This window comes from Flavobacteriales bacterium, from assembly GCA_020635795.1.
In the GTDB taxonomy this organism is placed as follows: Bacteria; Bacteroidota; Bacteroidia; order Flavobacteriales_E; family Vicingaceae; genus Vicingus.
Genome location: JACJZD010000003.1, coordinates 1 through 23,409 on the forward strand (window position 1 = coordinate 1; position 23,409 = coordinate 23,409).

The window sequence follows — 23,409 nt, forward strand, 5'->3', positions numbered from 1 at the left end:
AAAAACCTAACTCAGCTATGAGAAAAGTTGCAAGGGTAAGATTAACTAATGGTAATGAGGTGAATGCCTACATACCAGGAGAGGGTCATAACTTGCAGGAACACTCGATTGTATTAGTTAGAGGTGGTAGAGTTAAAGATTTACCAGGGGTTAAGTATCATGTAGTAAGAGGTGCTTTAGATACAGCTGGAGTTGATGGTAGAACTCAAAGAAGATCAAAATACGGTACAAAACGTCCTAAACAAAAATAATTCTTAAAAGGGATTAAATATTATGAGAAAAGCAAGAGCGAAAAAAAGAGTATTACTTCCAGATCCGAAGTTTAATAATACTAAAGTTACTCAGTTTGTAAACAATTTAATGCTTGATGGTAAGAAAAGTGTAGCTTTTACAGTTTTTTACGATGCAATGGATTTGGTTTCAAAAAAAGTAGAAGATGTCAACTGTGTTGATGTGTTTCAAAAAGCTTTAGAAAATATTACGCCAGGAGTAGAAGTGAGAAGCAGAAGGATTGGAGGTGCAACTTTCCAAATTCCTCAACCTATTAGAGAAGATAGAAAAGTTTCGATGGGAATGAAATGGATGATATCCTTTTCAAGAAAGAGGAATGAAAAAACTATGGCTCAACGATTAGCTGGAGAAATCTTAGCTGCTTATAAAGAAGAAGGTGCAGCTTTCAAAAAGAAAGAAGACACTCACAGAATGGCAGAGGCTAATAAAGCTTTCTCTCATTTTAGATTTTAATTTTAGTTTATAAGGGAATAAAGAAATGGCAAGAGATTTAAAATACACAAGAAATATTGGTATTGCTGCACATATTGATGCAGGTAAAACAACCACAACTGAACGTATATTGTATTATGGTGGTGTTAGTCATAAAATTGGTGAAGTGCACGATGGTGCTGCAACAATGGACTGGATGGCACAGGAGCAAGAAAGAGGTATTACAATTACTTCTGCTGCTACAACATTAAACTGGAATTATAGAGGTCAGAAGTATCATGTTAATATTATTGATACTCCTGGTCACGTTGATTTTACGGTTGAAGTAAATAGATCGTTAAGAGTATTAGATGGATTAGTTTTCTTGTTTAGTGCTGTTGATGGTGTTGAACCTCAATCTGAAACTAACTGGAGATTGGCTAACAATTACAATGTTCCAAGAATTGGATTCGTTAATAAAATGGATAGATCAGGGGCTGATTTCTTGAACGTATGTAAGCAAGTTAAAGAAATGTTAGGTAGTCATGCTTTGCCATTACAATTGAATATTGGTGCTGAAGATACATTTAAGGGAGTAGTTGATTTAATTAATTTCAGAGGTATTACTTGGAATGAAGAAGACCAAGGTATGACTTTTCAAGAAATTGAAATTCCTGCGGATATTATTGATGAAGCTAGAGAATTAAGAGGTCAACTTTTAGAGGCTGTAGCTGAGTTTGATGAAACTTTAATGGAGAAGTATTTTGAAGATGAAAATTCTTTAACAGAAAGAGAAATATTAGATGCTTTAAGAGCAGCAACAATTAGTGGTAAAGTTGTGCCAATGATGTGTGGATCGGCTTTTAAAAATAAAGGCGTTCAGGCAATGTTAGATATGGTAATGGAAATTTTACCTTCGCCATTAGATGTTGAAGCTATTGAAGGAATCAATCCAAAAACTGATGAGCCTATTGCTAGAAAACCATCATTTGATGAGCCTTTTTCAGCATTAGCATTTAAAATTGCAACAGATCCATTTGTTGGTCGTTTGTGTTTTACAAGAGCTTACTCTGGTGTTTTAAAAGCGGGTTCTTATGTATTAAATACTCGTTCAGGAAATAAAGAACGTATTTCTAGAATATTCCAAATGCACGCTAACAAGCAAAATCAAATTGAAGAACTAGCTTGTGGAGATATTGGAGCATTAGTTGGATTTAAAGATATTAAAACAGGAGATACTTTATGTGATGAAAAAGCACCTATCGTATTAGAATCTATGAATTTCCCAGATCCAGTTATTGGTATTGCAATTGAGCCTAAAACTCAGGCTGATGTTGATAAAATGGGTATGGCGTTATCTAAATTAACAGAAGAGGATCCAACATTAACTATTCATACTGATGAGGCTTCAGGTCAAACAGTATTAAGTGGAATGGGTGAATTACATTTAGATATTATTCTTGATAGATTAAAAAGAGAATTTAAAGTAGAGGTTAACCAAGGAGAACCACAAGTTGCTTATAAAGAAGCTATTGTTGGATCTGTTGATCATAGAGAAGTTTATAAAAAACAATCTGGTGGTAGAGGTAAATTTGCTGATATTCAAGTAAGAATTGAGTCAGTTGCTGACACTTCAAAAGAAGGGTTAGAATTTGTTAATGACATTAAAGGTGGTAATATCCCACGTGAATTTGTTCCTTCAGTAGAAAAAGGATTTAAAGAGGCTATGAAAAATGGTCCTTTAGCTGGATATCCTATTGATAGCTTAAAAGTAACATTATTTGATGGTTCATTCCACGCAGTGGATTCTGATCAATTATCATTTGAGTTAGCAGCTAAAATGGCTTTTAGAGAAGCTATTCCAAAAGCTAATCCAGTAATATTGGAGCCATTAATGAAGATTGAGGTGGTAACTCCTGAAGAAAACATGGGTGACATAGTAGGTGATTTGAACAGAAGAAGAGGTCAAATTGATGGAATGGATGATAGACATGGTGCAAAAGTGATTAAAGCAAAAGTTCCGTTGTCTGAAATGTTTGGATATGTTACAGCTTTAAGAACAATGTCTTCAGGTAGAGCAACATCATCAATGGAATTCTCTCAATATGCGGAGTGTCCAAAAAATATTGCAGATGCAGTAATAGCAAAAGCAAAAGGTAAAGTAGTAGCTTAATATATATAAAGAATGAGCCAAAAAATTAGAATAAAACTAAAATCTTACGATTTCAATTTAGTTGATAGATCAGCTGAAAAAATCGTTAAAACTGTTAAAAGTACAGGAGCTGTAGTTAGTGGTCCAATACCATTACCTACTCATAAAAGAATTTTTACAGTATTAAGATCTCCACACGTTAACAAGAAAGCAAGAGAGCAATTTCAATTATCTTCTTATAAAAGACTAATTGATATTTATAGTTCAACATCTAAAACTGTTGATGCTTTAATGAAGCTTGAATTGCCAAGTGGAGTTGATGTTGAAATAAAAGTATAACAATTAAAAATTAATAAAATGCCAGGATTGATAGGGAAAAAATTAGGTATGACTAGCGTTTACAGTGTTGAGGGTAAAAATATACCATGCACGATTATAGAAGCTGGTCCTTGTGTAGTAACACAAGTCAAAAAGGTAGATACCGACGGCTACGAAGCAGTTCAGTTAGCTTATGGAGATAAATCTGAAAAGAGAACTCCAAAAGCTATGCAAGGACACTTTAAAAAAGCAGGTGTAGAACCAAAAAGAAAATTAGTTGAATTCGCAGGATTCGATGAAAAAAATTTAGGAGACATTGTAGGTGTTGACTTATTTGAAGAAGGAGAATGGATTGATGTAGTTGGAACTTCAAAAGGTAAAGGTTTCCAAGGTGTTGTTAAAAGACACAACTTTGGAGGTGTTGGTGATGCAACTCACGGTCAGCACAACAGATTAAGAGCTCCAGGTTCTATTGGTGCTTGTTCTACTCCAGCTAGAGTTTTCAAAGGAATGAAAATGGCCGGAAGAATGGGTGGAGATAGAGTGAAGATTGAAAACCTTGAGGTAGTTAAAGTATATGCTGAAAAGAACTTAATAGTAGTTAAAGGATCTGTTCCTGGTGCTAAAGGTTCATTTGTTTTATTAGAGAAATAACAAGGAGAAGTTAAAAATGGAATTAGTTGTAAAAAATATAAAAGGAAAAGATACTTCAAAGAAAGTTTCTTTATCTGACGCTATCTTTGCTATTGAGCCTAACGATCATGCTATTTATTTAGATGTAAAACAATACTTAGCTAATCAAAGACAAGGAACTCATAAAGCAAAAGAAAAAGGAGAAATAACCGCGAGTACTAAAAAAATTAAAAAACAAAAGGGTACTGGTGGAGCAAGGGCTGGTAGTTTGAAATCTGGAACTAGAGTTGGTGGAGGAAGAATGTTCGGACCAAGACCAAGAGACTATGAGTTTAAATTAAATATCAAACAAAAAAGATTAGCTCGTAAATCTGCTTTATCATACAAAGCTAAAGAAGGTTCAATATTAGTGTTAGAGGATTTTAATTTTGATAGTCCTCAAACCAAGCAATACATTGATATTTTAAATAATTTAGAACTTTTGAATAAAAAATCTATATTAGTGCTTTCTGAATTAAATAAAAACGTATATTTGTCGTCCCGAAATTTGAAGGGAGCTAAAGTGGTAACCGCTTCGCAAATAAATACTTACGATTTAATGAATGCGAACAGTGTTATTATAGCTGAAAGTTCAGTTAAAACTTTAGAAACTATTTTAAGTAAATAAGATGAGTGTAATTGTTAAACCTGTTGTTACTGAAAAAATGACTAATCTAACTGAAAAGCTTAATAGATATGGCTTTTTGGTGGATTGTAAAGCAAACAAAATACAGGTAAAGAATGCTGTTGAGAAAATGTATGGTGTTACTGTTGAATCAGTAAATACTATGAATTATTATGGAAAAGCAAAATCAAGATTTACTAAAGCAGGTTTAGTTAGTGGTAGAACAAATAAGTATAAAAAAGCTATCATTACTGTTGCTGAAGGAGACGCGATTGACTTCTATAGTAATATTTAAAAATTTTATTAACCTATACGGGGGCTCCAACCCTCTTAAGATATAAACAAAAATGGCTGTAAGAAAATTAAGACCCATAACTCCTGGGCAAAGACATAAAATTGCAAATTCTTTTGAAGAAGTATCTGCATCTAAACCTGAAAAGAGTTTAGTGTCTGGTGGTTCTAAATCTGGTGGTAGAAATAACACTGGAAAGATGACTATGCGCTACATTGGTGGTGGTCACAAGCAAAAATATCGTGAAATAGATTTTAAAAGAGACAAAGACGGCGTTCCTGGTGTTGTTAATTCAATTGAATACGATCCAAACAGAACTGCTAGAATTGCTCTTTTGTTTTATAAGGATGGTGAAAAAAGATACATTCTTGCTCCAAACGGATTACAAGTTGGGCAAGAAGTAGTTTCTGGAAAAGGTGTTGAACCTGAAGTTGGAAACTCATTATTTTTATCAGAAATTCCTTTAGGAACAGTTATCCATAACATTGAATTGAGACCAAATCAAGGAGCTAAAATGGCAAGAAGTGCTGGTTCTTATGCTCAATTAACTGCAAAAGATGGTGCTTATGTTGTTATTAAATTACCATCAGGTGAAACTAGATTAGTTTTGGCTACTTGTAGAGCAACTATCGGTTCTGTATCTAATTCTGAACACATGTTAGAAAGATCAGGTAAAGCAGGTAGAAGTAGATGGTTAGGAAGAAGACCAAGAGTAAGAGGTGTTGTTATGAATCCAGTTGATCACCCAATGGGTGGTGGTGAAGGAAGAAATTCTGGACAACATCCAAGATCTAGAAAAGGTTTACCAGCTAAAGGTTACAAAACAAGATCTAAGAAAAAAAGCTCAAGCAAATATATAATTGAAAGAAGAAAGAAATAATTAAGATATGAGTCGTTCGTTAAAAAAACCACCGTTTATACATTATAAGTTACAGCAGAGAGTTGAAGAGTCTCAACAAACTCAAAAAAAGACTGTTCTTAAAACTTGGTCAAGAGCTTCAATGATTTCTCCAGATTTTGTTGGCTTAACTATAGCAGTTCATAATGGAAATAAATTTATTCCAGTTTATGTTACTGAAAATATGGTAGGACATAAATTAGGTGAATTCGCTCCAACAAGAACTTTTAGAGGTCATGGTGGAAATAAAAAAGATAAAGGAAGAAAATAAAATAGATTATTATGGGTGCTAGAAAAAGAATAAAGGCTGAGCAATCAAAAGAAGCTAAGAAAACGGTAAGTTTTGCTAAGCTTAACAATTGCCCTACTTCTCCTCGAAAAATGAGATTAGTTGCTGATATGGTTAGAGGCAAAGAAGTATTTAAAGCTTTATCAATGTTAAAATTTAGCTCGCAAGATGCATCAAGAAGACTTGAAAAATTATTAAAGTCTGCTATTGCAAATTGGGAAGCAAAAAATGAAGGCCTTAGACCTGAAGAAAACAATTTAGTTGTTAAATCAGTTATGGTTGATAGTGCTAGAATGTTAAAAAGAATTCAACCAGCTCCACAAGGTAGAGCTCATAGAGTTAGAAAAAGATCAAATCACGTTACATTAGTTGTTGACAGTTTAAATTAATAAAATGGGACAAAAAGTAAATCCAATATCAAACAGACTAGGAATCATTAGAGGATGGGATTCAAATTGGTACGGTGGTAATAAATATGCCGACAAGATTGTTGAAGACTATAAAATTAGAGAGTATTTAATGGCTCGTTTACAAAAAGCTAGTGTCTCTAAAATTATTATTGAAAGAACTCTAAAGGTAATTACTGTAACTGTTAACACTTCAAGACCAGGTATTATCATTGGTAAAGGTGGTAAAGAGGTTGATATGTTGAGAGAGGAATTGAAGAAAATCACTAAAAAAGACGTTCAAATAAATATTTTTGAAATAAAAAGACCAGAATTAGATGCTCAATTAGTAGCTGATGGTATTGCAAAACAAATTGAAGGAAGAATTTCTTTCAGACGTGCTGCAAAAATGTCTATCGCTTCTACAATGAGAATGGGTGCAGAAGGAATTAAAGTGTTAGTTTCTGGTAGATTAGGTGGTGCTGAGATGGCTCGTTCAGAAGGGTATAAAGAAGGAAGAACTCCATTACATACATTTAGAGCTGATATTGATTATGCTTTAAGTGAAGCTCACACAACATATGGTAGATTAGGTGTTAAAGTATGGATTTGTAAAGGTGAAGTTTACGGAAAAAGAGATTTATCTCCAAACGTTGGACAATCTAAAGCAAAATCTAATGCACAAGCACCAGCTAACGATAAAAAGTTTAGAGGCGGAGCGAAAAGAAGAGGAAATAAATAATAAGATTAGTAGTATAATTTAAGATATAGTAAGATGTTACAACCTAAAAGAACGAAATATAGAAAAATGCAAAAAGGGCGTATGAAAGGAAACGCTTTAAGAGGATCTCAAATTGCATTTGGCTCGTTTGCAATCAAATCAATGGAAGAGTGTTGGATGACAGCTCGTCAAATTGAAGCTGCAAGGATTGCCGTAACAAGATACATGAAAAGAGAAGGTCAAATTTGGATAAGAGTATTTCCTGATAAACCTGTAACTAAAAAACCTGCTGAAGTAAGGATGGGTAAAGGTAAAGGTTCACCAGAGCTTTGGGTAGCTACTGTAAAACCAGGAAGAATCATTTTTGAAGCTGATGGTGTTCCATTAGAAATTGCTAAAGAAGCATTAAGATTAGCAGCTCAAAAGTTACCGATTAAAACCAAATTTATTACAAGAAGAGATTATACAGAATAATATTAAGATCAAAGATAGATGAAGCAAGTAGATATAAAAGATCTTTCGGTTGATGATTTAACTGAAAAACTACAAGAGCAAAAAAGTGTTCTAAATAAATTTAAATTGAGCCATGCGGTTTCTCCATTGGAAAACCCTTCACAAATTAAAGTTGTTAGAAGAACAATTGCTAGAATTAATACAGAACTTAGAAAAAGAGTGCTTCAGGCATAAAATAACTTAAGATGGAAGATAGAAACTTAAGAAAAGAGAGAGTTGGTTTGGTTGTTAGTAACAAAATGGACAAATCAATTACCGTTACAGTAGAAAGAAAGGTGAAACACCCTATCTACGGTAAGTTTGTTAAAACTACAACAAAGTTCATGGCTCATGACGAAAAAAATGACTGTAACATTGGTGATACAGTTAAAATAATGGAAACAAAACCATTGAGCAAAAACAAATGTTGGAGATTAGTTGAAATTTTAGAAAGAGCTAAATAATATGATACAAGTAGAATCAAGATTATCTGTTGCAGACAATAGCGGAGCTAAAGAAGTACTTTGTATAAAAGTATTAGGTGGTACAAGAAGAAGATATGCTTCTGTTGGAGATACCATCGTTGTTAGTGTTAAACACGCTATGCCTTCAGGTAACGTAAAAAAAGGTGCTGTTGCTAAAGCAGTAGTGGTAAGAACAAGAAAAGAAATTAGAAGACCTGATGGTTCGTACATTAGATTTGACGATAATGCTGCTGTTCTTTTAAATGCTGCTGGTGAAATGAGAGGAACAAGGATTTTTGGACCTGTAGCAAGAGAACTACGTGAAAAAGAGTTTATGAAAATTGTATCATTAGCTCCAGAAGTACTATAAATAAGAAATTTTTTAGTTATGACTAAATTTAATATAAAAAAGGGAGACACTGTAAAAGTTATTGCAGGAGAATCTAAAGGTGCTGAGGGTACAGTTAAAAAAGTGTACTTAGAGAAAAGCAGAGTTATTGTTGAGGGTGATGATATTAAAAAAGTATCAAAACACACAAAACCAAATGCTGCAAATCCTCAAGGTGGAATTGTACACCAAGAAGCAACTATTCATATTTCTAACGTAATGGTGATTGACCCTAAATCGGGTAAACCATCAAGAATTGGTAGAAAAGTGGATGCAAAAGGTAAAAAAGTAAGATATTCTAAAAAATCAGGGGAGGTTATAGCATAATGAATTACGCACCTAGATTAAAAGTTAAGTATAAAGAAGAAATAGTTTCTTCTTTAAAAGATAAGTTTGGTTACAGCTCAATAATGCAAGTACCTAGACTACAAAAAATTTGTTTAAACCAAGGAGTTGGAGAAGCTGTTTCTGATAAAAGATTAATTGAATCTGCATTAGAAGAAATGACTATTATTTCTGGTCAAAAAGCTAACGCTACTTACTCTAAAAAAGATATCTCTAACTTTAAGTTAAGAAAAGGTATTCCAATTGGAGCAAGAGTAACGCTTAGAGGTGACAAAATGTATGAATTCTTAGACAGATTAATTGCTGTTGCTTTACCAAGAACTAGAGATTTTAGAGGAGTTGAAGCAAGAGGTTTTGATGGTCAAGGAAATTATACACTTGGTGTTAAAGAACAAATTATCTTTCCAGAGATTGATATTGATAAAATCAAAAATGTAACTGGTATGGATATTACTTTTGTAACGTCTGCTAAAACCAACGAGGAAGGAATGGCATTATTAACTGAATTCGGTTTACCGTTTAAGAAAAAATAAGAGATATGGCTAAAGAATCAATGAAAGCGAGAGAACGCAAAAGAGAAGCTATGGTTGCTAAATATGCAGAAAAAAGAGCTGCATTGAAAGAAGCTGGCGATTGGGAAGCGTTACAAAAATTACCAAAAAACTCTTCGAAAGTTAGATTACACAATAGATGTCAATTAACTGGAAGACCAAGAGGTTATATGAGACAATTTGGTATTTCTCGTGTTACTTTTAGAGAAATGGCTTCTTCAGGATTAATACCTGGAATTAGAAAAGCAAGCTGGTAATTAACAATAATACAGAATGAAGAATTTGAAATAAACAAATTCTATAATTATAATAACAATGACAGATCCAATAGCAGATTTTTTAACAAGAATCAGAAACGCTGCAAGCGCAAAACATAGAATAGTTGATATTCCTGCGTCTAATATTAAAAAAGAAATGACTAAAATTCTTTTTGATAAAGGATACATCTTAAACTATAAGTTTGAGGATACTAATACTCAAGGAAATATTAAAATAGCTTTAAAATATCATCCTAAAACTAAAGTTTCTGCAATTACGAATATCGAAAGAGCAAGTAAACCAGGTTTAAGAAAATATTCTGGCTCAGCTGAATTACCAAGAGTAATTAATGGCTTAGGTGTTGCTATCGTTTCTACTTCAAAAGGAGTAATGACAGATAAAGAAGCAAGAAGAGAGAATGTTGGTGGTGAAGTTTTATGTTACGTTTATTAATTAGTAAGATTTAAAATTATGTCAAGAATAGGAAATGCACCAATTGATATACCTAGTGGTGTTGAAATAAAAGTTGAAAATGGTCTTGTTACAGTTAAAGGTCCAAAGGGTGTTTTGACTCAAGAAGTTGATGACTGTGTTACTGTTGAAGTGGTAGATAAAGTTATTAATGTAAAGAGAAAAACTGAGGAAATTCCTCACAAAGCAAAACATGGTCTTTACAGATCTTTAATCAACAATATGGTTGAAGGTGTTTCTAAAGGTTTTAAAACTGAACAAGAATTAGTAGGTGTTGGATATAGAGCAAGCAATACAGGTCAAAATCTTGAATTATCTCTAGGATTTTCTCACAATATTGTTTTTCAATTACCAGCAGAAATTAAAGTTACTACTGCTACTGAAAGAGGGAAAAATCCAACAATTATTCTTGAGTCACATGACAAACAGTTAATAGGTCATGTAGCTGCAAAAATCAGATCACTAAGAAAACCGGAACCATATAAAGGTAAAGGTATTAAGTTCGTTGGTGAACAATTAAGAAGAAAAGCAGGAAAATCTGCAGGTAAAAAATAATTCATAATAAAAAAGTATTATGGCACTAAGTAAAAAAGATAGAAGATTAAGAATTAAAAGAAGAATTAGAAAGGTTGTGAAAGGTACTACCTCGCATCCAAGACTATCTGTTTTTAGAAGTAATAATGAGATTTATGCTCAAATTATTAACGACGAAACAGCTACAACTCTAGTTGCTGCATCTTCTGTTCAAAAAGACATTAAATCTGCAAAAGGAACTAAAAAGGAAATTGCTGCCTTAGTTGGTAAAGCAATTGCTGAAAAAGCTGTAAAAGCAGGAATAGAAAATATCGCTTTCGATAGAAATGGTTATTTATACCATGGAAGAGTTCAGGCTCTTGCCGAAGGTGCTCGTGAAGGTGGATTAAAATTCTAAATAAAAGTATTAGAGAAAATTGTTATGACAAATTCAAACACAAAAAGAGTTAGATCAATAGAAACTGAACTTAAAGATAAATTAGTTGCTATTAATAGAGTAACTAAAGTAACTAAAGGTGGTAGAAATTTCAGTTTTTCAGCAATAGTAGTTGTTGGTGATGAGAAAAATGTGGTAGGACACGGATTAGGTAAAGCTAATGAAGTAACCGAAGCAATTACTAAAGGTATTGAGGCTGCTAAGAAAAATTTAATTAAAGTTCCAGTATTAAACGGAACAATACCTCACGAACAAAACGGTAAGTTTGGTGGTGCTAGAGTATTCATCAGACCTGCATCGCACGGTACTGGTGTTATTGCTGGTGGTGCTATGCGTGCTGTATTCGAAAGTGTTGGTATTACTGATGTATTAGCAAAATCAAAAGGATCTTCAAATCCTCACAACGTTGTAAAAGCTACATTAAATGCTTTAGAACAATTAAGAGATGCTTACAGTGTTGCTGACCAAAGAGGTATTGATTTAGATAAAGTATTTAACGGTTAAGAAAATGGCAAAAATTAAAATCAAACAAGTAAAAAGTCAAATTAAAAGACCAGCTAACCAAAAAAAGACGTTAGTTGCTCTTGGCTTAAGAAAAATGAACCAAACTGTAGAACATGAAGCTACTCCTCAAATATTAGGAATGGTTAGAACTGTTCAACATTTAGTTCAAGTTGAAAAATAATAATATAATATAATTAAGATGAACTTATCAAATTTAAAACCTGCGGAAGGTTCAACAAAACAGCGTAAGCGAGTAGGACGTGGTCAAGGATCAGGAAGAGGTGGTACTTCAACAAGAGGACACAAGGGAGCGAAATCTAGATCAGGTTATTCAAGAAAAATTGGTTTTGAAGGTGGTCAAATGCCTCTTCAAAGACGTGTCCCTAAATTTGGATTTACCAACGTAAATCGTAAAGAATTTAAAGGAATCAATTTAGACTCTCTTCAATTTTTAGTAGACAACAAAAAAGTTAAAGAAATTACAATTGACGTGATTTTAGAAAACGGTTTAGCTTCTAAAAATGATAAAATTAAAATTTTAGGAAGAGGTGAATTAAAAGCAAAATTAGATGTAACTGTTCACGCTTTTTCAGCAACTGCTAAAGCAGCTATTGAAGCAGCAGGAGGTACAGCAAATACTCTTTAAATAAAGAATGAAAAAATTTATAAATACAATAAAAAACATTTGGAGTATTGAAGACCTAAGAGCTCGAATTATTACTACACTAGGATTATTATTAGTGTATAGATTGGGTTCTTATGTTGTTCTTCCAGGTGTAGATTCTTCAGCATTAGAGGCAGCAAATGCTAATAATGCAAGTGGAGGGTTATTGGATTTGATTAATATATTTGCCGGTGGAGCTTTTTCTAGAGCGTCGATATTTGCTTTAGGGATTATGCCTTACATTTCTGCTTCTATTGTTATTCAGTTGCTAGGTATGGCTATACCATATTTTCAGCGGTTACAAAAAGAAGGAGAGAGTGGTAGAAGAAAAGTTAATCAAATTACTCGATTTTTAACCATAGTTATTACTGGATTTCAAGCGCCAGGTTACATTGCTTCACAAATTACAACCCATCAAGGAGTTGTTCCTGATGCAGGTCCAATGTGGTGGTTCTCTACCGTATTGTTACTTGTAACAGGTACTATGTTTGTAATGTGGATTGGTGAAAGAATTACTGAAAAAGGAATTGGAAACGGTATATCTTTATTGATTATGATTGGTATCGTAGCTAATCTACCATCTGCGTTTATCTTTGAAATTGCTTCGAGATTTGGTATTGGTGGTGTTGGTGGTCCAATTATCTTGTTAATTGAGGTTGCATTACTTTTATTAGTTATTGTATTATCTATCTTGTTAGTACAAGGCACTAGAAGAATTCCAGTACAATATGCTAAAAGAATTGTTGGAAATAAACAATATGGTGGTGTTCGTCAGTATATTCCTTTAAAGGTTAATGCTGCTGGAGTTATGCCAATCATCTTTGCTCAAGCAATTATGTTTATTCCATTAACATTAGCTGGTTTTGGTGAAGGTTCGGTAACATCATGGTTTGTAACTACATTTAGTAATCCAGCTGGTTTTGCATATAACTTAACATTTGCATTAATGATTATTGCATTTACTTACTTCTATACAGCGGTAACAGTAAATCCTAATCAAATGGCTGATGATATGAAACGTAATGGTGGTTTTATACCAGGTATTAAACCAGGTAAAAAAACCTCAGAGTTTATTGATAATGTGATGTCGAGAATAACATTGCCAGGATCTATATTTTTAGCATTGGTTGCAATATTACCAGCTTTTGCTATGGTTGCTGGAGTAAATAATTCATTTGCTTATTTCTACGGTGGAACTTCACTATTAATTATGGTGGGTGTTATTTTAGATACATTGCAACAAATTGAAAGTCATTTATTAATGCGTCATTATGATGGATTAATGAAAACAGGGAAAATAAAAGGAAGATCTAGCACAGGAATGGGTATGGCTGGATAATGTTTTATGGGAAAGATTTTTTATAAAACAGAAGAAGAGATTGAGTTAATAAGAGAAAGTTCTTTACTTGTTGGTAAAACATTAGCGGAAGTTGCTAAAATTATTAAGCCTGGTGTAACAACATTAGAGTTAGATAAAATAGCAGAAGAGTTTATTAGAGATAACAATGCAGTTCCTGGTTTTTTAGGAATGTATGATTTCCCTAATACCTTATGTACTTCTTTAAATGCTGCTGTTGTTCATGGTATTCCGAATAATAAACCGTTAAAAGATGGCGATATTATTTCAGTTGATTGTGGAGTTTTAAAAAACGGTTTCTATGGCGATGTTGCTTATACTTTTGAAGTAGGTAATGTTAGCGATGAAATTAAAAAACTCTTACAAGTAACAAAAGAATGTTTGAATAAAGCTATCGATGCTGCAGTTGCTGGTAACAGAATTGGAGATATTGGTTACGCAGTTCAAAGTCATGCCGAAGAGAACGGTTTTGGTGTTGTTAGAGAGTTGGTTGGACACGGATTAGGAAAAGATTTACATGAGGCACCAGAAGTTCCAAATTATGGAAAAAGAGGTACAGGGTTAATGTTAAAAGAAGGGATGGTAATTGCAATAGAGCCTATGATTAATATGGGAGTTCGAAATGTGATTCAAGATAAAGACGGTTGGACGATAATAACTAAAGATGGAAAACCATCTGCTCACTTTGAGCATGATGTTGTGGTAAGAAAAGGAAAAGCTGAAGTGTTATCATCACATAAATTTATAGAAGAAGTATTAAATAATAAAAATTAATGGCAAAACAAGCATCTATAGAACAAGATGGAACGATAATCGAAGCATTGTCAAACGCAATGTTTAGAGTAGAGTTAGAAAATGGCCATATATTAACGGCACATATTTCTGGTAAAATGAGAATGCATTACATTAGAATTTTACCAGGTGATAAAGTAAAAGTGGAAATGTCTCCTTATGATTTATCAAAAGGAAGAATTTCATTTAGATACAAATAAATTAATTACTCCGTTGATTAACGGATAAATATTAGAAAAGATGAAAGTAAGAGCATCAGTTAAAAAAAGAAGTGCAGACTGTAAAATTGTTCGCAGAAAAGGACGTTTGTACGTAATTAACAAAAAGAACCCGAAGTTTAAACAAAGACAAGGATAAAATATAATTAGTAATTATGGCAAGAATTGCAGGTATAGATTTACCAAAACACAAACGAGGCGTTATAGGCCTAACATACATCTATGGTATTGGAAAATCTTCAGCTACGAAGATTTTAGGTAATGCTGGTATTGATGAAAATAAAAAAGTTCAAGATTGGGATGATGATGATTTGTCAAAAATCAGACAGATTCTTAATGATGAATTTAAAGTAGAAGGTGCTTTAAGATCAGAGGTTCAATTAAACATTAAGCGTTTAATGGATATAGGTTGTTATAGAGGTGTTAGACATAGATCTGGTTTACCATTAAGAGGTCAACGCACAAAAAACAATTCTAGAACAAGAAAAGGTAAAAAGAAAACAGTTGCTAACAAGAAAAAAGTAACTAAATAATAAATAAAGAGTCTTTATAAAATGGCAAAAACAAACGTAAAGAAGAAAAAGAAGGTAATTGTTGAGGCTTACGGACAAGCTCATATTCACGCCTCTTTTAATAATATTATTGTTAGTTTAACTAACAATAGTGGACAAGTTATATCATGGTCTTCGGCTGGCAAAATGGGCTTTAGAGGTTCTAAAAAGAACACTCCTTATGCTGCTCAATTAGCTGCTGCCGATTGTTCAAAAGAAGCTTATGAAAATGGACTTAGAAAAGTTAAAGTTTTTGTAAAAGGACCAGGAGCAGGAAGAGAGTCTGCAATCAGAACAATCCATAATGCAGGTATCCTTGTAACTGAGATAGTAGATATTACTCCACTACCTCACAATGGATGTCGTCCTCCAAAAAGAAGAAGAGTATAGTAAATTAATATAAACCGAAAGGAATTTAAGTTATCGAAGGATATTGACCTTAATTCATAATGTTCCTTTATAAAACAACAAAGTAAAATGGCAAGGTATACAGGTCCAAAGTCAAAAATCGCAAGAAAATTCAGAGAGCCAATTTTTGGTCCTGATAAAGTATTGGAGAAAAAAAATTACCCTCCAGGACAACATGGTCCTAACAAAAGAAGAGGTAAACAATCAGAATACGCAATTCAGTTAGCTGAAAAGCAAAAAGCTAAATATACTTATGGTATTTTAGAAAGACAGTTTGAGAACTTATTTAACAAAGCTTCTAGAACTAAAGGTATTACTGGTGAGAACTTATTAAAATTATGTGAGTCTAGACTTGATAATGTAGTTTACAGATTAGGAATTTCACCATCAAGAAGTGGTGCTAGACAATTAGTTGCACATAGACATATAACCGTTAACGGTAATTTAGTAAATATCCCTTCATACATTGTTAACGAAGGTGATGTAATTGGTGTTAGAGAAAAATCAAAATCATTAGAGGCGATTACTTCTTCACTAGCTGCACATCCAGTTAAATCTGAATGGTTAGATTGGGATAAACAATTAATGACAGGTAGATTTATTAAAACTCCAGAAAGAGAACAAATACCTGAAAACATTAAAGAACAATTAATAGTAGAGCTTTACTCTAAATAATTTATTTTAACTAAATATATACTATGGCAATTTTAGATTTCCAAAAACCAGATAAAGTAATCATGATTAATTCTGACGATCATTTCGGAACATTCGAATTTCGTCCGTTAGAACCAGGTTATGGTATTACAATAGGAAATGCTTTAAGAAGAGTTTTATTAAACTCACTTGAAGGATTTGCTGTAACATCAGTAAAAATTGAAGGAGTAGATCACGAATTTTCTACAATTAAAGGTGTTGTTGAAGATGTTACTCAAATTATCCTAAACTTAAAACAAATTCGTTTTAAACAACAAATTGAAGATACAGAAAACGAGAAACTTATTGTTTCAATAAGCGGACAAGAAACTGTAACTGCAGGGGATATAGGTAAATTTACATCAGCTTTCCAAGTGTTAAATACAGATCACGTTATTTGCCACCTTGAGAAAAATGTAAAAATTCAAATGGAATTAACGATTAACAAAGGTCGTGGTTATGTTCCATCTGAAGATAATACTGTTTCTGATTCAAGTATTGGTGTTATCGCTATCGATTCTATTCACACCCCTATTAAGAATGTGAAATACAATATTGAAAACTTTAGAGTTGGTCAAAAAACGGATTTCGAGAAATTGGTTTTTGAAATAACTACTGATGGATCAATACATCCAAAAGATGCTTTAAAAGAAGCAGCTAAAATTTTAATTCACCACTTTATGTTGTTCTCTGACGAGAGAATTACATTAGACACAGAAGAAAAATCATCTGTTGAAGAATTTGATGAAGATTCATTACACATGAGACAGTTGTTAAAAACGAAGTTGATTGACATGGATTTATCAGTAAGAGCATTAAACTGCTTGAAAGCTGCTGATGTAGATACTTTAGGTGATTTAGTACAATTTAATAAAAATGACTTGTTGAAATTCAGAAACTTTGGTAAAAAATCATTGACTGAATTAGATGAGTTAGTTGAAAATAAAGGCTTAAACTTCGGAATGAACGTTGCGGCTTATAAATTAGATAAGGAGTAAAAAGACATGAGACACGGAAAGAAATTTAATCATTTAGGAAGAAAATCTGGTCACAGAAAAGCAATGCTTTCTAATATGGCATGCTCTCTTATCGAGCATAAAAAAATTAATACAACAGTTGCAAAAGCAAAAGCTCTTAAATTGTATGTTGAACCATTGCTTACTAAAGCAAAAACTGATTCAACACACTCTAGAAGAGTTGTGTTTAGTTACCTAAAAAGCAAAGAAGCAGTTACAGAACTATTTAGAGATGTAGCAGTTAAAATTGCTGATAGACCAGGTGGTTACACAAGAATTTTAAAAACTGGCAACAGAATTGGTGATAACGCTGAAATGTGTTTAATTGAGTTGGTTGATTACAACGAAAACATGTTGAAAGATGTTAAGAAAAAATCTTCATCAACAAGAAGAAGAAAACCAAGTGCTAAAAAAGCTGACGCTCCAACTGAAGTAAAAGCAGTTGAAGAAGTGAAAGTGGAAGAGCCAATAGTTGAAGAACCAACTAATGAAGCTAGTGAAGAATCAAACTCAACTGAAGAAGATAAAAAAGATCAATAATTGAAGTTTAATTTTTAGATAATAAGAAAAGGATAAAGTATTTTTGCTCTATCCTTTTTTTTTGACCCAAAAAAACGATTTATATGGAAAATTCAACCAAAAAAGCAATCCTATTATTACAAGACGGAACGGTATTTGAAGGCAAAGCTGCTGGACATATTGGTACCACAACTGGCGAAATTTGTTTTAACACAGGAATGACTGGTTATCAAGAAATTTTCACTGACCCTTCATATTATGGTCAAATATTAGTGGCAACAACTACTCATATAGGTAATTACGGAGTCTCTAATCTAGAAATAGAATCCGACCATGTAAATATTGCTGGATTAGTTTGTAAAAAATTCTCTGAAGTTTACTCAAGACCAGCTGCTGATTCATCGTTACAAGAATATTTCGAAAAAGATAAAATTGTTGGAATTTCTGATGTTGATACACGGGCAATTGTTCGTCATATAAGAGATAAAGGCGCTATGAATGCAATAATATCTTCAGAAATATTTGACATCAACGATCTTAAAAATAGATTGAGTAAAGTTCCATCAATGGAAGGTTTAGAACTTTCATCGAAAGTGTGTACTAAAGAGGCTTTTTATTTTGGTGATGAAAATGCTAACATTAGAGTAGCTGTTTACGATTTTGGGGTAAAGAAGAATATTTTAAGATGTTTAGCTGATAGAGGTTGTTACTTGAAAGTTTTTCCAATGAGCGCTTCTTACGATGAAATGATGGAATGGAATCCTGATGGTTTCATGTTATCTAACGGACCTGGAGATCCTTCGGTAATGAAATTTCAAATAGAAAACGTAGCAAAAATCAAAAATTCAGGATTACCTGTTTTTGGAATATGTTTAGGACATCAAATTTTAGCCATTTCATGTGGGTTGACTACAAGTAAAATGCATAATGGACATAGAGGTTGTAACCATCCAGTATTAAATTTAGAAACTGGAAAAGGCGAAGTTACTTCTCAAAATCATGGCTTTGTGGTTGATATGGATTCTGCTAAAAATGACAACAATATTGTTGTAACTCACAAGCATTTAAACGACGATACCTTGGCAGGCTTTAGAATTAAATATAAAGATGTGTTCTCTGTACAATATCATCCAGAATCTTCGCCAGGTCCGCACGATTCAAGATATTTATTTGACAATTTTGTTGAGAATATTGTGAAATCAAAAAACCAAGTTACAGTATAGTATTGCTTTAATTTCAATCTTATTTTCTTTATTAGAGAAATTTAACCACATAGATACATAGTTTTCTGTTTTATAGATACTGAATAAATAATAGAGTCACAATAGATTTTTCACGCTAGCGTGAAAAGCTATGTTTTTCTTCATTTGTTTTAACTGCAAAACTAAATTTATAATGAAAAAGAACGCTGTGCCTATGTGGTTAGATGTTTTTATATAAATATTTAGTGTTTACTTTTTTACTAACTTTGTAGCATGGAAAAGCAACAAGTAAAATGTTCGTTTTGTGGTCGCCCAAAGGGTGAGGTTGATGTAATGATAGCTGGGGTAACTGGTCACATTTGCAATTTTTGTGTTACACAAGCACAAACCATTGTTAAAGAAGAAGTTTCTGGAAAATCAAACAAAGATATAACCAATCAATTACAGTTGCTTAAACCAATTGAAATTAAAAATCATTTGGATGAATATGTAATTGGTCAGGACGAAGCCAAAAAAGTGCTTTCGGTGGCTGTTTACAACCATTATAAACGATTAAAATTTGATTCGAATAGAAAGAAAGACGATGTTGAAATAGACAAATCGAACATTTTGTTGGTTGGCGAAACAGGTACAGGAAAAACGCTTTTAGCCAAAACCATTGCTAAATTATTGCATGTTCCATTTTGCATTGCCGATGCCACTATTTTAACCGAAGCAGGTTATGTTGGAGAAGATGTTGAGAGTATTTTAACACGACTTTTACAAGCTGCTGATTATGATGTTGAAGCAGCACAACGAGGCATCGTTTTTATTGACGAAATAGATAAAATTGCTCGTAAAAGTGATAATGCTTCAATTACTCGTGATGTTTCTGGAGAAGGTGTACAACAAGCTCTGTTGAAATTATTAGAAGGTTCAGTGGTAAATGTTCCACCGCAAGGAGGGAGAAAACACCCAGAACAGAAATTAATAGCCATAGAAACAAAAAATGTATTGTTTATCTGTGGCGGAGCTTTTGATGGAATTCAACGAAAAATTGCCAACCGATTACAAACACAAGTAGTGGGATATAAATCTCAGGACAGAGAAGAATATGATAAAGATAACTTGCTGCAATACATTTCACCTCAAGATGTAAAATCGTTTGGGTTAATTCCAGAATTAATTGGTCGTTTACCAGTTTTATCACACTTAAAACCGCTTGATAAAAGTGCTTTACGTAGAATTTTAACTGAACCAAAAAACTCTATTATTAAGCAATATGTTCAGTTGTTCGAAATGGATGACATTAAACTGTCGTTTGATAAAGAAGTGTTGGATTTTATAGTGGATAAAGCTATGGAATATAAGCTTGGAGCTAGGGGTTTACGCTCTATTTGTGAGGCTATAATGTTAGATGCTATGTTTGATATGCCTTCGGATAAAACCAACAAAGAGTTTAAAATTACCTTGGCTTTTGCTGAAGAAAAATTCAAAAACACCAAGTTATCTAGTTTAAAGGTGGCTTAATTATCGAGCTTTATAGTTATCGAAACTTCAGTTCCAGCAATGTTTTTGTTAGCATCATATATTTGGTAAGGTCCTTTTACAAAACACGATTTATCGGTAATTCTGTTGATAAGGTTTATACGACCCTTGGTTAATTCCATACCTTTCGATATGTGCAATTGTTTTTTGTCTTTCTTTTCGTTTAAACTGGTTTCAATACCAATACCATTATCTCGTATGGTAATAATAAGTTGGTCGTTTTCTTTAAAGACTTTAACTAAAATTTCACCATGTTTGTTTGCGGGAAGAATTCCATGCCAAATCGAATTTTCGATATACGGTTGAAGTAACATCGACGGTATTTTAACTGAGCTAAATCGTAGGCTTTCGTCAATATCTATTTTAAAATCGAACTTATCCTGAAATCGCATTTGTTCTAATTTTAAATAAAGTTCAATGCGTTCTATTTCATCATCCAATTCTATTTCGTTTTCAAGTGTACTGTCTAAATTTTTGCGAACCAACTTAGCAAAGCTGGTCAGGTATTTATTTGCCGAGAGTTTATCTTGTCGGTTAATGTAATATTGAATAGAATTTAATGCGTTAAAAATAAAGTGGCGGTTTAAGCTGGCATTTAAAGCCTGTTGCTCTAACGAAAGCATCTTGGCTTGGTCAACAATTAATTGAGTGGCTTGTTGGCGCTTAATTGCTCTTATTCGTAATTCAATAATTAACAATGTAAAGCCTGCCAAAAATAGAACAACAATAATGTAAAACCACCATGTAAACCAAAACGGAGGCTTAATGGTAACGTTAAATGTTATTGATTCTGACCAATGAATCATATCTACAGAACCAGCTAATTCAAAAGTGTAATCGCCAAAAGGAATGTTTGAGTATGTTACAAAATTTGCTTTGGTAACAGGTTGCCAATTTTCGTCAAAACCATTTAATTTAAATCTAAAACGTACTTTATCAGGGCTTTTGTGGTAAATACCATCAAAGTCGAAGGTAAGGTGGTTTTTGTTGTAAGGTAAAACCAAGTTTTTGGGCAGTTGATTTTGGTCAAATGCTGAGGTATATTTTTTCCAATCTTGATTTTCAAAAAACAACCTAATTTCTTTTAAATTTATTTTTGGGAGTTGAATGGTTTTAGCTTCAAGCTTAATGTTGTGTTTGGTTAAGCCCGAATTGGTGCCGAACCAAAGATTGTTTTTGCTGTCAATAAATACAGCATTTTGGTTACATTCTAAACTTTTTAAACCATCTAAATTTGAATAACGAATAAATGAAGACGTTGATATAGTGTTCACATCTAAATTTTTTAAATGAAACAGCCCATTGTTTGTGCCTATCCACAACGAATTAAATTTGTCAAGTTTTAAAAAATTAGTGTTATTTGAGGGGTAATCTTCAGCTACTGGAACACTAATAAATTTTCCATCTTTTAAATAAGCCAAGCCATTTTTTGTGCCTACCCAAATTTTGTTTGACTCGTCTTTTACAAGCGTCATTACACTGTTGTCGGGCAAACCACTTTCAGTACCAAATTTGATGTATTTATTGGTGAGAGGGTTAAATTTTATCAATCCTTCTGATGAGCAAAGCCAAATAGTTGAATGGTTTTCAATAACTATACTTCTAATGTTAGTGGGTAATTGGAAGTCGGTGGAAAAATTATACAAGCTATCTTTTGCAAGGTATAAAACGGATAATCCCTCTTTAGAGCCAATCCAAATGTTCTCGTTTTCGTCTTGTGCTAAAGCATAAACCTTATTGGCATTTAATCCATGTTTTGAATTGTACGATTTTATTTTTTTTCCATCAAAAACTGAAAAACCTGTTGATGTTCCAAACCAAACCTTGTTTCTTTTTCCTAACATACTACACCAAACGGTATTGTTTCCTAAACCATCATTTTCAGTATAAAAAGTAAAATTGTTGTTGAGCATTTTGCACACCCCATTGCCGTAAGTAGAAAACCAAATAGCTCCTTCATTGTCTTCGATAATCGACATGATGATGTTACTGTTTAAACCATCGTTTTGCGTATAGCTAACAAACTTATCGTTGGTAAATTTTATTAAGCCACCCCCATCAGAACCCATAAAAACATTGCCTTCTAAATCTTCAATAATACATTTAATGTTCGGAGCAGTTAAACCATCTTTTTCCGAAAAATTAACAATGGTATTGTCATCAAGTTTAGAAATACCAGATTTTGATGTAAACCAAAACGAACCATCGCTTTTAGCTTTAAACGAACGTATATGATTGCTGATTAATCCGTCTGTTTCTGATGTGAAATTTCTTTGGTTGTTTTTTGATATTTTTAAAACACCATCGCCAAATGTTGAACACCAAATAGTGCCAAGTGAATCTACAAAAAGTTGTGAAGCATTTACATTGGGAATCGTGTCTTTAATATTGTTTTGATTGTCTAATCGATAAACCCCTTTTTTTGTAGAAATCCATTTGTTGTTTTTGGCATCACAAAAAATATGGCGAACATAATTTGATTCAGCTAGGTTTTTGGATGGAATGGAATAATACTCAAACTTTTTGTTTGCGTAGCTTACAATTCCACCACCATCAGTAGAAAGCCAAATGGTTCCTTTTTCATCTTGCGTAATTGATGTAACAAAAAAACTACTCAATTCATCTTTAAAAAGGAGTGTTTCAAACTTATTGCCTTGAAAAATGGAAACACCACCCAGCGAGCCTAACCATATTTTATTAGCATTATCTTTAAATATGGCATTAACTTGATTATTAATTAACCCATCTTTGGTAGAATAATTTTTAAAATTGATACCATCAAATTTTGAAACGCCACCCAATGTTCCAATCCAAATGTAACCGTTATCATCCTGACAAAGCGCATTGATTTGCGATTGAATTAAACCTTGTTCGACGGAATAATTGATGAAATTGTATTGTTGTGAAAAAGCACTAAATGATAAAAATAGTGTTGCAATTAAAGCGAAAAATAATCTCATTTAT

General features: G+C 32.8%; 36 protein-coding genes. 35 read left to right on the plus strand and 1 reads right to left on the minus strand.

Going from position 1 to position 23,409, the window contains the following annotated elements; all coding sequences use genetic code 11:
• The 35 genes from rpsL to clpX form a co-directional block, all read left to right on the plus strand.
• The coding region (gene rpsL, locus H6589_09075; protein MCB9174746.1) for a 30S ribosomal protein S12 at window positions 1–251 on the plus strand (251 nt) is incomplete at its 5' end.
• A 22-nt stretch (window positions 252–273) separates the two neighbouring features.
• Window positions 274–744 carry a 30S ribosomal protein S7 gene (rpsG, locus tag H6589_09080; GenBank protein MCB9174747.1) on the plus strand — a complete coding sequence of 157 codons (471 nt, stop codon included), beginning with the start codon at window positions 274–276 and terminating at the stop codon, window positions 742–744.
• Window positions 745–769: 25 nt separating this feature from the next.
• Window positions 770–2,875 carry an elongation factor G gene (fusA, locus tag H6589_09085; GenBank protein MCB9174748.1) on the plus strand — a complete coding sequence of 702 codons (2,106 nt, stop codon included), beginning with the start codon at window positions 770–772 and terminating at the stop codon, window positions 2,873–2,875.
• Between the two features lie 12 nt (window positions 2,876–2,887).
• Window positions 2,888–3,193 (plus strand): 30S ribosomal protein S10, encoded by a 306-nt coding sequence (gene rpsJ, locus H6589_09090; GenBank protein MCB9174749.1) that lies wholly within the window; start codon window positions 2,888–2,890, stop codon window positions 3,191–3,193.
• 18 nt (window positions 3,194–3,211) lie between these two features.
• Window positions 3,212–3,826: a 50S ribosomal protein L3 gene (rplC, locus tag H6589_09095; protein ID MCB9174750.1), complete on the plus strand. Its 615-nt coding sequence runs from the start codon at window positions 3,212–3,214 to the stop codon at window positions 3,824–3,826.
• 16 nt (window positions 3,827–3,842) lie between these two features.
• On the plus strand, window positions 3,843–4,472 hold the full coding sequence (gene rplD, locus H6589_09100) for a 50S ribosomal protein L4 (GenBank protein ID MCB9174751.1): 630 nt from the start codon (window positions 3,843–3,845) through the stop codon (window positions 4,470–4,472).
• Between the two features lies 1 nt (window position 4,473).
• Window positions 4,474–4,764, plus strand: coding sequence for a 50S ribosomal protein L23 (gene rplW, locus H6589_09105; protein ID MCB9174752.1), 291 nt, complete (start codon window positions 4,474–4,476; stop codon window positions 4,762–4,764).
• A 52-nt stretch (window positions 4,765–4,816) separates the two neighbouring features.
• Window positions 4,817–5,641 (plus strand): 50S ribosomal protein L2, encoded by an 825-nt coding sequence (rplB, locus tag H6589_09110; GenBank protein ID MCB9174753.1) that lies wholly within the window; start codon window positions 4,817–4,819, stop codon window positions 5,639–5,641.
• A gap of 7 nt (window positions 5,642–5,648) precedes the next feature.
• Window positions 5,649–5,930 carry a 30S ribosomal protein S19 gene (gene rpsS, locus H6589_09115; protein ID MCB9174754.1) on the plus strand — a complete coding sequence of 94 codons (282 nt, stop codon included), beginning with the start codon at window positions 5,649–5,651 and terminating at the stop codon, window positions 5,928–5,930.
• Window positions 5,931–5,941: 11 nt separating this feature from the next.
• Window positions 5,942–6,337 (plus strand): 50S ribosomal protein L22, encoded by a 396-nt coding sequence (gene rplV, locus H6589_09120; GenBank protein MCB9174755.1) that lies wholly within the window; start codon window positions 5,942–5,944, stop codon window positions 6,335–6,337.
• A gap of 4 nt (window positions 6,338–6,341) precedes the next feature.
• Window positions 6,342–7,076 carry a 30S ribosomal protein S3 gene (gene rpsC, locus H6589_09125; protein MCB9174756.1) on the plus strand — a complete coding sequence of 245 codons (735 nt, stop codon included), beginning with the start codon at window positions 6,342–6,344 and terminating at the stop codon, window positions 7,074–7,076.
• A 33-nt stretch (window positions 7,077–7,109) separates the two neighbouring features.
• On the plus strand, window positions 7,110–7,529 hold the full coding sequence (gene rplP / locus H6589_09130; protein MCB9174757.1) for a 50S ribosomal protein L16: 420 nt from the start codon (window positions 7,110–7,112) through the stop codon (window positions 7,527–7,529).
• A gap of 18 nt (window positions 7,530–7,547) precedes the next feature.
• On the plus strand, window positions 7,548–7,742 hold the full coding sequence (gene rpmC, locus H6589_09135; GenBank protein MCB9174758.1) for a 50S ribosomal protein L29: 195 nt from the start codon (window positions 7,548–7,550) through the stop codon (window positions 7,740–7,742).
• A gap of 11 nt (window positions 7,743–7,753) precedes the next feature.
• Entirely contained in the window at window positions 7,754–8,011 is a 258-nt protein-coding gene (gene rpsQ / locus H6589_09140; protein MCB9174759.1) for a 30S ribosomal protein S17, read from the plus strand.
• Window position 8,012: 1 nt separating this feature from the next.
• Window positions 8,013–8,381, plus strand: a complete 369-nt coding sequence (gene rplN / locus H6589_09145; GenBank protein ID MCB9174760.1) for a 50S ribosomal protein L14 — start codon at window positions 8,013–8,015, stop codon at window positions 8,379–8,381.
• An 18-nt stretch (window positions 8,382–8,399) separates the two neighbouring features.
• Window positions 8,400–8,726 carry a 50S ribosomal protein L24 gene (rplX, locus tag H6589_09150; protein ID MCB9174761.1) on the plus strand — a complete coding sequence of 109 codons (327 nt, stop codon included), beginning with the start codon at window positions 8,400–8,402 and terminating at the stop codon, window positions 8,724–8,726.
• The gene (gene rplE, locus H6589_09155) at window positions 8,726–9,277 is read left to right on the plus strand and encodes a 50S ribosomal protein L5 (GenBank protein MCB9174762.1); all 552 of its coding nucleotides are present in this window, start codon (window positions 8,726–8,728) and stop codon (window positions 9,275–9,277) included. The genes rplX and rplE overlap by 1 nt, the downstream gene beginning before the upstream one ends.
• Before the next feature lie 5 nt (window positions 9,278–9,282).
• Window positions 9,283–9,552, plus strand: a complete 270-nt coding sequence (rpsN, locus tag H6589_09160) for a 30S ribosomal protein S14 (GenBank protein MCB9174763.1) — start codon at window positions 9,283–9,285, stop codon at window positions 9,550–9,552.
• A gap of 52 nt (window positions 9,553–9,604) precedes the next feature.
• Window positions 9,605–10,006 carry a 30S ribosomal protein S8 gene (rpsH, locus tag H6589_09165; GenBank protein MCB9174764.1) on the plus strand — a complete coding sequence of 134 codons (402 nt, stop codon included), beginning with the start codon at window positions 9,605–9,607 and terminating at the stop codon, window positions 10,004–10,006.
• An 18-nt stretch (window positions 10,007–10,024) separates the two neighbouring features.
• Window positions 10,025–10,579, plus strand: coding sequence for a 50S ribosomal protein L6 (gene rplF / locus H6589_09170; GenBank protein MCB9174765.1), 555 nt, complete (start codon window positions 10,025–10,027; stop codon window positions 10,577–10,579).
• A gap of 19 nt (window positions 10,580–10,598) precedes the next feature.
• Window positions 10,599–10,955, plus strand: coding sequence for a 50S ribosomal protein L18 (locus H6589_09175; GenBank protein ID MCB9174766.1), 357 nt, complete (start codon window positions 10,599–10,601; stop codon window positions 10,953–10,955).
• 24 nt (window positions 10,956–10,979) lie between these two features.
• Window positions 10,980–11,498 carry a 30S ribosomal protein S5 gene (gene rpsE / locus H6589_09180; GenBank protein MCB9174767.1) on the plus strand — a complete coding sequence of 173 codons (519 nt, stop codon included), beginning with the start codon at window positions 10,980–10,982 and terminating at the stop codon, window positions 11,496–11,498.
• A 4-nt stretch (window positions 11,499–11,502) separates the two neighbouring features.
• Window positions 11,503–11,679 (plus strand): 50S ribosomal protein L30, encoded by a 177-nt coding sequence (gene rpmD / locus H6589_09185; protein ID MCB9174768.1) that lies wholly within the window; start codon window positions 11,503–11,505, stop codon window positions 11,677–11,679.
• 18 nt (window positions 11,680–11,697) lie between these two features.
• The gene (gene rplO / locus H6589_09190) at window positions 11,698–12,144 is read left to right on the plus strand and encodes a 50S ribosomal protein L15 (protein ID MCB9174769.1); all 447 of its coding nucleotides are present in this window, start codon (window positions 11,698–11,700) and stop codon (window positions 12,142–12,144) included.
• A gap of 7 nt (window positions 12,145–12,151) precedes the next feature.
• Complete coding sequence (gene secY, locus H6589_09195) at window positions 12,152–13,501, plus strand: preprotein translocase subunit SecY (GenBank protein MCB9174770.1); 1,350 nt, start codon at window positions 12,152–12,154, stop codon at window positions 13,499–13,501.
• Between the two features lie 6 nt (window positions 13,502–13,507).
• A complete protein-coding gene (map, locus tag H6589_09200; GenBank protein MCB9174771.1) occupies window positions 13,508–14,293 on the plus strand; it encodes a type I methionyl aminopeptidase in 786 nt (261 codons plus the stop codon).
• Window positions 14,293–14,511 (plus strand): translation initiation factor IF-1, encoded by a 219-nt coding sequence (infA, locus tag H6589_09205; GenBank protein MCB9174772.1) that lies wholly within the window; start codon window positions 14,293–14,295, stop codon window positions 14,509–14,511. Before map ends, infA begins: the two co-directional genes overlap by 1 nt.
• Before the next feature lie 40 nt (window positions 14,512–14,551).
• Window positions 14,552–14,668, plus strand: coding sequence for a 50S ribosomal protein L36 (gene rpmJ / locus H6589_09210; protein MCB9174773.1), 117 nt, complete (start codon window positions 14,552–14,554; stop codon window positions 14,666–14,668).
• Window positions 14,669–14,684: 16 nt separating this feature from the next.
• On the plus strand, window positions 14,685–15,062 hold the full coding sequence (gene rpsM / locus H6589_09215) for a 30S ribosomal protein S13 (GenBank protein ID MCB9174774.1): 378 nt from the start codon (window positions 14,685–14,687) through the stop codon (window positions 15,060–15,062).
• Between the two features lie 21 nt (window positions 15,063–15,083).
• A complete protein-coding gene (gene rpsK, locus H6589_09220) occupies window positions 15,084–15,470 on the plus strand; it encodes a 30S ribosomal protein S11 (GenBank protein MCB9174775.1) in 387 nt (128 codons plus the stop codon).
• Between the two features lie 87 nt (window positions 15,471–15,557).
• Window positions 15,558–16,163, plus strand: coding sequence for a 30S ribosomal protein S4 (rpsD, locus tag H6589_09225; protein ID MCB9174776.1), 606 nt, complete (start codon window positions 15,558–15,560; stop codon window positions 16,161–16,163).
• Between the two features lie 23 nt (window positions 16,164–16,186).
• Window positions 16,187–17,179, plus strand: a complete 993-nt coding sequence (locus H6589_09230; protein ID MCB9174777.1) for a DNA-directed RNA polymerase subunit alpha — start codon at window positions 16,187–16,189, stop codon at window positions 17,177–17,179.
• A 6-nt stretch (window positions 17,180–17,185) separates the two neighbouring features.
• Window positions 17,186–17,737 carry a 50S ribosomal protein L17 gene (rplQ, locus tag H6589_09235; protein MCB9174778.1) on the plus strand — a complete coding sequence of 184 codons (552 nt, stop codon included), beginning with the start codon at window positions 17,186–17,188 and terminating at the stop codon, window positions 17,735–17,737.
• 83 nt (window positions 17,738–17,820) lie between these two features.
• Window positions 17,821–18,939: a glutamine-hydrolyzing carbamoyl-phosphate synthase small subunit gene (gene carA, locus H6589_09240; protein ID MCB9174779.1), complete on the plus strand. Its 1,119-nt coding sequence runs from the start codon at window positions 17,821–17,823 to the stop codon at window positions 18,937–18,939.
• A 252-nt stretch (window positions 18,940–19,191) separates the two neighbouring features.
• A complete protein-coding gene (gene clpX, locus H6589_09245; GenBank protein ID MCB9174780.1) occupies window positions 19,192–20,427 on the plus strand; it encodes an ATP-dependent Clp protease ATP-binding subunit ClpX in 1,236 nt (411 codons plus the stop codon).
• Here clpX and H6589_09250 read toward each other — a convergent pair.
• A complete protein-coding gene (locus tag H6589_09250; GenBank protein ID MCB9174781.1) occupies window positions 20,424–23,405 on the minus strand; it encodes a histidine kinase in 2,982 nt (993 codons plus the stop codon). The two genes, clpX and H6589_09250, sit on opposite strands and share 4 nt — an antisense overlap.
• Window positions 23,406–23,409: the final 4 nt, after the last annotated feature.